The sequence below is a fragment of the Xanthomonas sp. DAR33341 genome (genome assembly GCF_003992815.1).
GTDB classification, from domain to species: Bacteria; Pseudomonadota; Gammaproteobacteria; order Xanthomonadales; family Xanthomonadaceae; genus Xanthomonas; species Xanthomonas cissicola.
On the sequence record NZ_QEYV01000038.1, the window covers coordinates 117,523 to 130,393 of the forward strand.

At 61.8% G+C, this 12,871-nt stretch carries 9 protein-coding genes; 3 read left to right on the plus strand and 6 right to left on the minus strand.

What is annotated here, in order from left to right:
* Window positions 1-64: 64 nt before the first annotated feature.
* A complete protein-coding gene (locus EO156_RS19945; protein ID WP_016848654.1) occupies window positions 65-3,157 on the minus strand; it encodes a TonB-dependent receptor in 3,093 nt (1,030 codons plus the stop codon).
* Between the two features lie 363 nt (window positions 3,158-3,520).
* Window positions 3,521-6,511: a TonB-dependent receptor gene (locus tag EO156_RS19950; RefSeq protein WP_016848655.1), complete on the minus strand. Its 2,991-nt coding sequence runs from the start codon at window positions 6,509-6,511 to the stop codon at window positions 3,521-3,523.
* 336 nt (window positions 6,512-6,847) lie between these two features.
* Here EO156_RS19950 and apbC point away from each other — a divergent pair, with 336 nt between their 5' ends.
* Both apbC and dcd read left to right on the plus strand, forming a co-directional pair.
* On the plus strand, window positions 6,848-7,699 hold the full coding sequence (gene apbC / locus EO156_RS19955) for an iron-sulfur cluster carrier protein ApbC (protein ID WP_005912994.1): 852 nt from the start codon (window positions 6,848-6,850) through the stop codon (window positions 7,697-7,699).
* Window positions 7,700-7,795: 96 nt separating this feature from the next.
* Window positions 7,796-8,365 carry a dCTP deaminase gene (dcd, locus tag EO156_RS19965; protein ID WP_005912996.1) on the plus strand — a complete coding sequence of 190 codons (570 nt, stop codon included), beginning with the start codon at window positions 7,796-7,798 and terminating at the stop codon, window positions 8,363-8,365.
* 156 nt (window positions 8,366-8,521) lie between these two features.
* On the opposite strand, the gene EO156_RS19970 is transcribed toward dcd, so the two are convergent.
* From EO156_RS19970 to EO156_RS19985, 4 genes are all read right to left on the minus strand, one after another.
* The gene (locus EO156_RS19970) at window positions 8,522-8,707 is read right to left on the minus strand and encodes a DUF5668 domain-containing protein (RefSeq protein WP_003486896.1); all 186 of its coding nucleotides are present in this window, start codon (window positions 8,705-8,707) and stop codon (window positions 8,522-8,524) included.
* Window positions 8,708-9,295: 588 nt separating this feature from the next.
* The gene (locus tag EO156_RS19975) at window positions 9,296-9,463 is read right to left on the minus strand and encodes a DUF5668 domain-containing protein (RefSeq protein WP_003486900.1); all 168 of its coding nucleotides are present in this window, start codon (window positions 9,461-9,463) and stop codon (window positions 9,296-9,298) included.
* 27 nt (window positions 9,464-9,490) lie between these two features.
* A complete protein-coding gene (locus tag EO156_RS19980; protein ID WP_005912999.1) occupies window positions 9,491-9,925 on the minus strand; it encodes an HIT family protein in 435 nt (144 codons plus the stop codon).
* Window positions 9,922-10,584 (minus strand): dienelactone hydrolase family protein, encoded by a 663-nt coding sequence (locus EO156_RS19985; protein ID WP_003486902.1) that lies wholly within the window; start codon window positions 10,582-10,584, stop codon window positions 9,922-9,924. Before EO156_RS19985 ends, EO156_RS19980 begins: the two co-directional genes overlap by 4 nt.
* Before the next feature lie 917 nt (window positions 10,585-11,501).
* Here EO156_RS19985 and EO156_RS20000 point away from each other — a divergent pair.
* Entirely contained in the window at window positions 11,502-12,833 is a 1,332-nt protein-coding gene (locus EO156_RS20000) for a hypothetical protein (protein WP_016848657.1), read from the plus strand.
* The last annotated feature ends 38 nt before the right edge of the window (window positions 12,834-12,871 follow it).

Here is a 12,871-nt window from a genome sequence, read left to right on the forward strand (position 1 = left end):
GGGCCTGGAGCAAGTACCGATGACGGATCGAAGACGTCGTGACGTCTTCGATCGTCTTCTCGCATCAGAAATCGTACGAGGCGGTTAGGCGTACATAGCGTGGCGTGTTGTAGTTGTAAGGCTGCAGACCTACCCGGTAGGTGTTGGAGACGTTGAAGGGAACATCGCCTTCGTAGACGCCATCGACACGATTAACCGTTCGATCGTTGAGGACGTTGAAGATCTGCACGCCAAAAGCCAGCTTGTGATCGGCGAACGTCGGGCGGTAGGTCAAGCCCAGATCGAGGTTCTTGATCCACGGCGTACGGCCTGCGTCGCCAGGAGACGATGGTTGTAGGCCGCAATAGTGGTACGAAGAGCCGTAGCCGATCGGGTCGTAGTCGACCGCCGCCGCATCCGGCCCGCCGTAGAAGCCCAAGCAGCTGATCGGTGTGCCCGACATCACACGAAGGGTAGCGGAGGCCATCCATTCCGGGTTGATCTGGTAGGCACCGAACGCCTTGATCTGGTGGCGCCGATCATTAGCAAGGCTGCCGCCGGCGTAATACATCAACTCGGCCGAATCCCAATCCTGCGTTTTGGATACGTCGGCCTGGCCGAGGTCGGACTTCACCTGACCTTCGGTGTTGCCGTAGCTATGCGACCAGGTGTAATCGATGCGGCCGTACCACTTCTCATCGAACGGGTGTTCCAGGAACAGGTCGACCGACACATAACTGCGCTTGGCCTTGTCGGTGAAGCCCCAGTCGGACTGCGACATGGATACTTGGGTATATCCGGAGCCATCCACGTTAGCGAGATTGTAGGTGTTGGTTTTACCTGGGTTGAACATTACGCAGCCGGGAATGTCTACCGCATCCGGGTTGCCGCCGCTAGCTTCTAACTTGTCTGCAATACGTCCGGTATCGCAAACATCGTCGATGGCGGCCTGCAATTTGCGGTAGGTGACTTTTGCGCCAGAGTTCCAGCTTTCGCCTAACGTCTTCTCGAAGCCCAAGATGAATTCATCCTGATACTGAGACTTCAAATCGGTTGGCGCAAAGGCATTCGGATCCGGAGCCTGGCCGTATTCCCCATTGCTCGACACTGGACCAGGGCCGATTGGCCGCAGGCCCGTCGGTTCGCCGTTGGCATCGATACCGGTATAGGCGAAATACTCGTCCGTGTAGGTCGAAGCAGACGCACCGCGAATCGCGACCTGATTAGGCAGGGCGAGGTAGTAGCGTCCCAAATTGGCGAAAATCTTCAGCGAGGAGTCGCCGAACACGTCCCAGCTAGCGCCCAAGCGTGGTGCCCACTGGTCGCCGCTGTCGACATAGGGCACATGATCGCTATTGAAGTTGGTGAACTTGTCGTTGCGGATACCCAGCGTCAGCAACCAATGGTCGTTGACCTGCCAGCGGTCTTCCAGGTAGTACGCCTTCTGCTCCACCGCCATGCTGGTGGTGGTAGTGAAGATACGTCGTTGCGCGTAGTAGCCGTCGGTGCCCGGGCCGGTGGCGCCCACGCCCAGCGTTCCGCGAACTGGCGAAACTTCGTCACCCGCGCTGCCGTAGATCCACTGATACCCTGGACCAGTCGTGCGCACGCCTTCGTCGTAAGCGTTGAAGTACATGTTGTCCACACCAGCGGTCAGGTCGTGGTCGCCTAGCCGGTAGTTCAACTCCAGACGCAGATTGCGGGTCTTGTTAATCGGGTCATCCGCTTTGGAGCGGTTGGTCGCCTGATTGTTGGAGATCGGCGTGCCGCCGGTGATGGCCGGATTTTGCAAATTCAAGCCAGCGATGAAGGGCAGCGAAGATACCAGCGGGTTGAACTGTTGGTTGTGCTGCGTGCTGCGGCCCCAGGTAGCGTTCACCGTTAGGTCGTCGGTGATGTAGCCGGTGTACTTGAAGATGTCGTAGCTATCTTTGATTTTGTAAGTATCCGCGTAGAGGCCGGACGGACCACCATCGGATCGTGTCTCGTAGTCATAGTTGCTGTAAGCGCCAGCACGACGATCCGTGTTCTCGATACGGGTGTACTCGAGAATATTGTTGTCGTTAATGTTCCAGTCGATCTTTCCGTAGAATTTTGGCGAGCTGTACTCGTAATGATTGCGTCCTTGCGCGGTAGCCGCAGTCGCTGTGTTGGTTGCCGCACCGTCGGTCTTGTCGGTTTCGCCAGCAACGAAGATAAACAGTTTGTCTTCAATCAGCGGGCCACCGGCATAGGCGCTATAGACCGTGCGGCTTTGCACGTCGCCCTTGCCGCTGCGATAGATCGTGCCCGGCAGATCAGGATCCTCATACTTGTAGCGCGGATTGGAGTTGAGCGTATTGCTTGGGTACCAAACATCGCCGACCGAACTCGCTAGGTTCTTCGGCTCCCACACCGCCTGTGCACCGAAATGCCATTCGTTGGTGCCGCGCTTGCCAAGCTGGTTGATGACGCCGCCCGTAGAACGGCCGTACTTGGCGCTGTAACCGCCGGTATAAGTTTCCTGCTGGTCGATGGCGCCGTATGGCAAGCTCACGCCGCCCAGGTTGCTCAATGGGTTGCTAACGTTGAAACCGTTAATGTAGTAAGCGTTTTCGGTGACGCCTGAGCCACCGAAAGACACCACCGAGCGCGAGCCATTGTTGAATGCGCCTGCGCCCGACACCGCACCCGGCGCCAGCAACGCAATCGCTTCGGCGCTACGGCCCAGCGGCAGGGTAGCCAACTGCTCGGACGTGATCACCGAGCGCGAGCTGGTCGAGCTGACATCGATCTTCGGCGCGTTGGCGGCGGTGACGGTGATCGCACCGAGCGTGGTTGCATCGGCATTGCCGCCCGATGCGGCCGCGCCGGCGAAGGAGACCTCGGTGCCCGAGCCGACGCGCAGCTGCACGTTCTTGCGGGTGTCGACGACCTGATCGCCGCGCTTCAGGGTGACGGTGTAGGCGCCCACCGGCAGCGAGCCGAGGTTGTAGCGGCCATTGGCATCCACCGTCATGGTGCGGCTGAGACCGGTGTCGCTCTGCACTACGATCGTGCTGCCGGCTTCGGACGGGGCGCTGCCGTAAATGCTGCCGGTGGTGCTTTGCGCATAGACAGCGCCGTTGGTTAGGCAAGCACCGAGCACGACAGCAAGGGCGGTGCGTTTGAGGACTTGGCGACGAAACTGATTGCTCATTCCTGACCTTTCAACTGGAGTTCGGATAAGGGCGGTCATCGGGGAGTCAGATGGCCTTAACCCGAACGTAATGAATGCCTGCTACCGAGTGCAAGCATCCGACATGATTTGTTAATGAAATAACTCAAATCCGCATCGAAAGTGAGGAATTCGGCACAAAATGGCGTTGTGTCGCACACCTGGGCAAACGACCTGGAGCGGGCTCTCGGATTAATAGTTACGTTCGATACAGATTGCGTCGCCTGTACGACCAGATCGAACGTCCCTGGGTGTCCGTTGTCGCGAGCGAAAGATCCACCGCGTTGCCAAGCCGCAACAAAAAAAGCCCCGACACGCGGGGCTTTTTCGACACGCGTGAGGCCGTCAGAATCGCACGGTCGTTCCCAGATAGAAGAACCGGCCCACGTTGTCGTACAGCGCAGAGGTGAAATCCGAGCCGAAGTAGTTGCGCGGCGGATCCTTGTCCAAGGCATTGTCGATGCCCAGGTACACGTCGATCTTCGAGCCGGGGAATTGATAGCCGAACTGGAAGTTGTGGTACACGTACGAGCCGTTCTTGATCGGGCTGGCCGAACCAGGATTGCTGTTATAGCTCTCCGGGGTCACGCGCAGGTTGCCGTCCACGTAGTTCATGTCCCACGAAGCGCGCCACGCGTTCCAGTTGTATTTGGTCTGGAACTGCGCACGCCAGCGCGGGTCGGTCACGTAGGTCACGTACTCGTCGTATTCCTGCGGAAAGTCCTGGAATACCCACTCGCGCGACTGGATCAGGCGGGTGCCGACAAACCGCAGCACGGTATTGCCTTGGCCGAGCTGGAAGCGGTAGTCCATTTCCAGATCCACGCCCACGCGACGCGAACGCGCCAGGTTTTCGTTCAGCGCCTGCCACCCGATGATGCTGTGTTCGGGATAGATGCGGCCCTGCGGGTCGGTGAAGCCACCCAGCGGTGCACGCTGCACGAAACCGCAGAAGCTATTGCCGATGCCGCCGGGGTTATCCACACAGCGCGTGGCATTGGTCTCTGCCGTCACGGCGCCGATGGCATCGCGCAGGTCGATGCGCCAGTAGTCGATCGACATGCCGAACCCTTCGAAGAACTCCGGCTGCCACACCAGTCCGTACGACAGGCTGCGCGCACGTTCCGGCTTGAGTTCCGGATTGCCGCCGCTCACGCCCGGGCGGGTAGCGGTGTAGGTGTCGATCCAGCCCACCGGAATGCCCAGTGCGCTGCAGTTGGCCTGACGCAACCCCACATCGCCCGCAGTGCCCGGACGGTTGGTATTGGTGGGCAGGTAATTGCAGGGGTCGTTGATGGTGGCGAAGTTTTCGCTCTGCGAGTCGTACAGCTCGCCAATGCTGGGCGCACGCACCGCCTGCGCCAGGGTGCCACGCAACCGTAGCGACGGAATAATGGTCCAGTCCAGACCGATATTCCAGGTCTTGGTCGAGCCGATACTGCTGTAGTCCGAATAGCGTCCTGCAACGTCCAGCGCCAGACGATCCACGCCCGGCAGGCCGGCCAGCAACGGGATGGTGCTCTCGACGAACACTTCCTTGACGCTGTAGTCGCCACCGCTGTTCGGGATGGCGTTGAGGAAGGTCGCGCCCGACGCGGCCAACGGGTCGGTGACTTCCTCGCTCTGTTCCTTGCGGTATTCCACGCCGCCGGCGAAGCCGATGTCGCCTGCCGGCAGCGACAGCAGGTTGCTGTTGGCCACCGAGGCGCTGAACACGGTCTGCTGGATCTTGGCTTGCGAGCGCGCGGTGGTGTTGAACCACGCAGCTGCTTCCGGGGTGACCGCGCCGTTACCGAAGACACTGAAGGGCACGCAGCCTTCGCGGGCCAGTGCCGAGTACACGCGACCGGTATGGGGATTGACCGCAGTCGGATCCAGCGTGGTGCGGCAGACGATGTTGCCGCTGGCATCGCGTGCGGCGTCGATGCCGGCCTGCCAGCGTTCGTTGATGCGGTTGTTGAGGTTGAGGCGGTCCACCGTGGTCTTGCCGTAGTTGGCCGACACGTCGTAGGTCCAGTTGTCGGTGACGTTGCCTTCGGCGCCGAGAACGGCGCGGTAGGTCTTGCGTTCGATGTTTTCGCCGCGGCGGCCGGCATCGACATTGAAGCGGTTCATCAGGATCTGCGTGGCGCCGCGCGAATCCATGAGGGCGCCGAGTTCGGGGCTGACATAGGGGTTCTGACGACGCACGCGCAGCGAGCTGTCGAATGCGGGCTGGCCGAAGAATTCCGAATCGGTTTCGCTGTACTTGCCTTCGAAGAACACGCGATGGTTTTCGCTGATCTCGAAGTTGATCATGGTGTTGACGCTTTTGCGATCGAAGCCGGGCTGCAGGTCGGCCACCGCGTTGAGGTCGACGAAATCGCAATCCACGCACGAGGTGTTGCTCACCACCGTGCCGTTGTACCGGTTGCGACGGAAGCTGCCATCGTCGTTGAACAGATAACGGTTGCCGTAGCTTGCCGGGTTGCGGAAATCGAACGTGCCCAGATTGAAGGTGCCGCCGTAGGAGGTCGAATGGTTGCCACCGGGGCCGCTGAGCACGTTCTGCGGGTTGCGCTCGCTCGGCGGAAGGGTGGGGTCGAACGCGGGGTTGGGCACACTCACCAGGTACTCGCGGCCGATGGCGCGGTTGCCGCGACCGAAGCGATCTTGCTTGCTGTATTCGCCGGACACCGCGATATTGCCGCGGCCGCCTGCGAAATCGGTGCCGGCAGAAAAGCTGGCAAATGAGCGGTTGTAATTGCCTTCGTCGGCCAGGCCGGTCTGCGCGCGCGTCTCGAAACCGGTGAACGATTTCTTGAGGATGAAATTGACCACGCCGGCCACGGCATCGGCGCCGTACACCGCCGACGCGCCGCCGGTAATGACTTCCACGCGCTCGACCCATTCCACCGGAATGGTGTTGACGTCCACCGCAGTCGAGCCAGGGCTGGAGCCCACATGGCGACGCCCGTTGACCAGCACCAATGTGCGGTCAACGCCCATGCCGCGCAGGTCGAGCAGGCCCAGGCCGGCAGTGCCGATAAAGCGGGTGGAGTTGCCCAGCGTGTAGCTCGGCGCCAGCGCCGGCATACGCGCCATCAGGTCGCTGATGGTGGTCGCGCCGGTGGCGCGGATTTCTTCGGCGCTGATGGCAGTCACGGGCGAAGGCGTGACAAATCCGGTACGCGCGATGCGCGAGCCGGTGACGGTGACCTTGTCCAGATCGGTCGTATCGGGTGCGACCCCGTTTTCGGACTGGGCGGCGGCATTGCCCGCGGATGCGGCTAGTACGCCGAAAAGTGCAGTGCTAAGGCGGTGGCGACGGATGCGTTGCGAGGTACGGCTCGACATGATTTCGCAGATTCCTTGCTGAGATTCGATTCGCGCAGTTGGGCTCGCTGAGCGCCAGCTGAACTGTGTTTTGACCGTAACAATTCTTTAATCTTGTGTCCATATCTGCGAAATTTGTCACTGAATGTCACGTACTGGCTGCGCGTGCGTTTGTGTCGCGTTGGCAGACAGGCCGGCTGCTTCCGACCGAGCCGGTACACTCATGCCCCTCTTTGATGCGGCGCAAAGCGATGCTTGAGTCGCTCGCGGTGGCACACGACAACTCGGGTAGGCGATGAACACGATGGTGCAAAGTGGTTTCTGGGCGGCGCGCGCTGTTGCGAAGGCGGTTGGCGCATGACGGGCGAACGCAGAATCGCCGCGCATGCGGTGCAGGGGGCGTTGGCGCCGCACCCGCGCATCCGCAACGTGATTGCGGTGGGGTCCGGCAAGGGCGGCGTGGGCAAGTCCACCACTGCGGTGAATCTGGCACTGGCGCTGCGTCAGTTGGGCGCGCGCGTCGGCGTGCTGGATGCCGATATCTATGGCCCCAGCGTGCCGGCGATGCTGGGCCTGAGCGGGCGGCCGGATAGCCCGGACAACAAGTCGATCGAACCGCTGCGTGCGTTCGGGATCGAGGCGATGTCGATCGGCCTGTTGGTCGATCAGGACACCCCGATGATCTGGCGCGGGCCGATGGCGACGTCCGCGCTGACCCAGCTGTTCAACGACACCCTGTGGGACGACCTGGACTATCTGCTGATCGACCTGCCGCCGGGCACCGGCGACATCCAGTTGACCCTGTCGCAGAAGATTCCGGTGGCCGGTGCGGTGATCGTCACCACGCCGCAGGACATCGCCACGCTGGACGCGCGCAAGGCCTTGAAGATGTTCGAAAAGGTCGAGGTGCCGGTGCTCGGCATCGTCGAGAATATGGCGGTGCATACCTGCAGCAACTGCGGTCACCGCGAGCATCTGTTCGGCGAAGGCGGCGGCGAGCGCATGGCGGCGCAGTACGGCGTGCCGTTATTGGGGTCGTTGCCGCTGGTGATTGCAATCCGTGAGCAAGGCGATGTCGGTCAGCCGATCGTGGTAGCCGCGCCGGAGTCGGTGGCAGCCCAGGCCTACCTGGCGGCGGCGACGCGGCTTGCCGAGGAACTGGGCAAGCGCCCACGCGCCAGCATCCCGATTTCGGCGTCGCTGCTGTAACGCGTCCGGCCGGCTGCGGGTGCCGGCCGCTGGTAGAATTCGCCGTCTTCGCGCGGGCCGCTCGGCCCGCCGCCTTCCGTCTTCAAGGAACACCGCATGAGCATCAAGAGCGACCGCTGGATCAAGCGCATGGCCGAACAGCACGCGATGATCGAGCCGTTCGAACCCGGCCAGATCAAGCACGATGCCGCCGGGCAGCGCATCGTCAGCTTCGGCACCTCCAGCTATGGGTACGACGTACGCTGCTCGCGCGAGTTCAAGGTCTTTACCAACATCAACTCGACGATCGTCGATCCCAAGCACTTCGATCCCGGCAGCTTTGTCGATATCGAATCGGATGTCTGCATCATTCCGCCGAACAGCTTCGCACTGGCGCGCACAGTGGAATATTTCCGCATCCCGCGCGACACGCTGGTGGTGTGCCTGGGCAAGAGTACCTACGCACGCTGCGGCATCATCGTCAACGTGACCCCGCTGGAGCCGGAGTGGGAAGGCCACGTGACGCTGGAATTCAGCAATACCACGCCGCTGCCGGCGCGCATCTATGCCAACGAAGGCGTGGCGCAGATGCTGTTCTTCCAGTCCGACGAAGTGTGCGAAACCTCGTACAAGGACCGCGGCGGCAAGTATCAGGGCCAGACCGGCGTAACCCTGCCGCGCACTTAGAGCAGCGACCGAAACGACTGCGCTCGCCGCCAGGCGGGCGCAACCGATACTCGGAATCGGCTGTGCCACGCGTGCACTCCGGTTCGTCCATGCCCGTCTGACGGCTGCTCGCCGGGTTTTTTGGCCGCTCCTGGTGCAATGGCGCGGCCGTGACCTTCAGCAGGTCGCGGCAGCCTTCTGGCGGTAGCGCAGCAGTTGGCGCACGCCGGCGGCGATCAGAAACACCGGCCACCAGGTCGCGATCAGGTTGCCCACGTCCATATGGGCCAGCCCCAGGTTGTCCAGCAGAAACAGCGCGCCCATGACAATCAGGAACAGGGCGGGGATCAGACGGTAGTTCATGGCGAGGTCCTCGTTGGGTATGAGGCCATGCTGCGCCGGATGCGCCCCACGATCAGGTGCCGGAAGTCAACAATCGCAGATGACAAACGTCATGTCGGTCGCCTCACCGGCGGGACGGGCAGAGGTGAGGGCGCTGTGCCGCAGGTGATTGGCCGTTGCCGATGCGATAGCCGACGCAGTCCGGTCGCAGCCCCAACGTTTTGAGGCGCAATCGATAGCCCACCAGGCGTCGCCCGTACCCCTGTCCGGCCCTTGGGGCACCTGCACTTCCATGAAGGAGGACAATGTCCCAACAGGCGACGAAGACTGCGGGCAAGCGACGGGCGACGGCGATGCCAGATCAGTGAGGGCTAAATCCGCCCAACTCCGTCGCCACTGATGCTGTGGTCAGCGTAGATAACAGATCGGCCGTCAAACCGAACTGCCGCCAGCGCAGTCAGCGACCGCGCCACCCGAGCGCAGTACCGCACCTCAACTCGCAAGCGCCAATCCGCCAATCTGCCATTCCGCCCTTCCGCTGGAATGTCAGCAGCGCCGATAGCCCGCTGTGACCAATTCCGGCTCCCAACTCCCCAAGCCCAGCTCCATCTACTTGCCGCGCCCGAACAGCATGCCGATCCCGCAAGCGACCAGCGCAGCCGGCCACCAGGTGGCGATCAAGCGACCAAGACTGAGATTGGTCCAGCCCAGGTTGTTGGCCAGGAACAGCAGGCCGACGAGGATCAGGATCAGCGCGGCGACGACATTGGATTTCATGCGGGAGACTGGTTGAAGGACAGGCGCCTATCGTAGCCGTTGCGCCCACGCCGCGACATGCTGCTGCAACGTCTCGGGCACAAACCGCTGCGCACTGCCGCTGCCCCAGACGGGCCCAGGCCACGCGGCATCGCCGGGGTGACGGCCGACCAGATGCACGTGTAGCTGCCGCACGATATTGCCCAGCGCGCCGATATTGAGCTTGCTGACCGCAGGTTCGGCGCGCAGCAACTGCGAGAGCTGGTTGATTTCGGCCAGCAACAAACGCTGCTGGCCGCCATCCAGATCGATCCACTCACTGACATCGGCCACCCGTGGCACCAGCACCAGCCACGGGAAGCGGGCGTCGTCCATCAGCCGCACCTGCGACAGCGGCCCGTCGGCGACGAACACCGTGTCGGCCGCCAGGCGCGGATCGAGCAGGAAACCGCCCGCCGGCGTGCCCGGTGCGGTGTCGCTCATCCCAGATGCGCCGCGAAGAAGCCCAGGGTGCGCTCCAATGCGCGCTCGGCGCTGTCGGCGTCGTAGTGGGTGGGGTCGATGCTGCGGTTGAAGGCATGTCCGGTCGGATACACGAAGGTTTCCATCTGCGGCAGTTTCTCGCGGTGGGCCTGGATCGCTTCGGGCGGAATGCTGGCATCGCGCTCGCCGAAGTGGAACATCACCGGTGCCTTGGGGGTTTCGTCCAGCAGCTGGGTGTTGCGGCCGCCGTAGTAGCTCACCGACGGCAGTCCCAGGCGTATCGCCGACAGCAGTGCGACCGAGCCACCCCAGCAGTAGCCCACCGTGCCCACCTTGCCGGCGCGGGTCAGCAGGGTGGCGGCAGATTTCACCACCTCCACCGCGCGCTCCAGGCCCACCGCATTGGCCAGCGCCAGGCCCCGCTGCAGGCTTTCCTGGTCGTACGGCAACTGCACGTCCTTCTCTTCCAGATCGAAAAAGGCCGGTGCCAGCACCTCATAGCCGCGTGCGGCGTAGTCGTCGGCCACTGCGCGGATATGTTCGTTGACGCCGAAGATTTCTTGAATCACCACCAGGCCGCCGCGCGGGCTGGAAGCGGGCGTGGCGTGCCAGGCGGCAACCTGGCCGTCGGGGGTGTCGAGCGTGGTCCAGTGACCCATGGAAACTCCTGCTGCAGTCCGGGGAGGCGCGCATTATCGACCGGATCGGCGGGGGCGAAGGTGAGGGTTCCGCTAAGATGACCCCGCGTGCGCGGCATGCGGTTCAGAGCGCCGCCCCCGCACCGCTATAATTGGCCCGCTCAGGCCCCAGGCCGCTCCGCTTCCCAGGCTCCTGCTTCCATGTCCCAGCTGAACCCTACAGTCGGCTTCGTCAGCCTTGGCTGCCCGAAGGCAAGTGTATATATACCAATTTTCAACATCGTCTCCTGAGCAACGTCAATGCCTATGCTGGTTCATGGCTTCCCTTAGTGCCGCGCGCCTTTCTGTCATTCGCTGACTCAAGCGGGACGTTGCACACAGGAAAAACCATGAGCCGTCCATCACCGGCATGCTGCGGGTCCTGCAGCGCCATTACTGGGCGTGCAGCAAGAGACATACCGCATGCTAGAGTTCGTCCTTAAGGTATTCAGTCTAGGTAACCTTAGTTCTTGTGAAGCCCCGATATGGTCAGTTCAATCCGAAGCGCAGACTCAAGTCGTGTGATGAGTCGGAACTGATTCGCCTGCGCGAACTTGCCCAAAAGGTGCAGTACGGCGGCAATCCAGAACACAAAAAGAATCCGGGCGACTTCGGCTTAACCCCGCCTGCCGACCCTCGGCCAGGGAAGTCTCTGTGTGACGGAGTTTCCATTTTTACTAGAGCAGAGGCACTGGCGCTACTCCAGGCGGGCCTGTCCCGAGGCCTGGTCAGCGATCGGTGCGTCGGCGAGTGGCCAAGGAACATTTGGTCGATGACACCGCAGGGGCGTCCGCTAGAGGCCCAGCTCGAGAATCCCGAGTTGGGTTCCTATCATGGCTATCCAATGCCCGACAGTGATCCCTTTTCTAGCGTTGTGGCACAGCGTTGGGCTATGCACCATGGCTAGGCTCGAATTTGCAGCCGATTGGCAGTCCACGGGTTCGGGTCCCGTCGAACAGCGGGAGACCTCGGCATTCCTGACTGTCCGTGTTGGCGACACCGTGGTGACGCGCAACGAGGATGTGTGGTCCAAAACCGTGCGAGACAGCGTGCTGGTCTCCACATATCCGTTGGCCATGTGGCTGGCATCATCGTGGTGGCGGCTGAACTGGGAACCATTGCCTAAGCAGGGGATGCGCCCAGATGCGTACTGGCGCATGGCGCACGAGATGGGGGCAGCCAACGAGGGTTATGTGTGGCCGCATGTGGTGTTCGCGTCGGACAACGAGATGATGCAAATCTGGTCCACGGTGCAAGAGCCTACCCACGAACAATCGGTCCGCTACATGGCTGCTGCTCAGGCCTCCATGCCGTTGGTGGACTTCCGTTCCGGTGTCGACGGTTTCATTGAAGCGGTCTTGAGACGTCTATCCGCGGTGGGCCAGCCAGAATCCGCGCTCGCGCAGTTGTGGCAGCTTGTGCAAGAAGATCGGGCCGACAAGCAAGCGGCGAGCTACCGTAGAATAGAAGCAGCCCTAGGCTACGATCCCGATGAGGCGCCTGAAGCTTTAATGCGTCAGGCGCAGGCGCTCGATGAGGAAATGGGCGGTGGGTCGCTGGCAGAACTCGCGCCCATCTATGGTCGCTTCGGAGAAGATGCGTCCCTGGAGTTGCTGTTTGAACTTCGTGAGCATCCCGGATTGCTTGGCACGCCAGCGCTACCTCGTATAGACGTCGCACTGCAAGGCTTTGCGAATGAACCGCCGTGGGTGCGTGCAGTAGCCGCCGCACGCAGGTTGCGTGAAGAGGTTGGCGTGGACGACGGCAGGATCGACAACGAACTGTTGCTGGATCTTCTCGGTCTGCCAGAGTTCGACCTTGCTGGGACCGAAATCCCGGGATGTGCCGGCATTGGCATCCCCCAGCAAGCGGGCCAAGTCAAGTTCATCCCCCGCAAACGTCATCCCTTAGGCAAGCGCTTCGAGTACTCGCGTTTTATTGCGGACTTGATCCTGGTGCAGGATGCGCCACAGTGGTTGACATCAACCGATCTTTCGACTTCGCGCCAGAAGTTTCAGAGGGCGTTTGCGGCGGAGTTCCTATGCCCGTTTGATCAGGTGGCCAACTTCCTTGAGGGCGACTATTCAGAATCGGGCATTGAGGATGCGGCCGCGCATTTCGGCGTCAGCGAGAGGACTGTTGAATCCATGTTGGCGAACAACGGTGTGATTCCCTCGCCATGGCTATCCGATTACATACAGGTGCGTGCGCCCTATTTAATGGGAGTGTGAGCGTCGCGGTACTTGCAGTGGTTTGACCGCGCGGCATG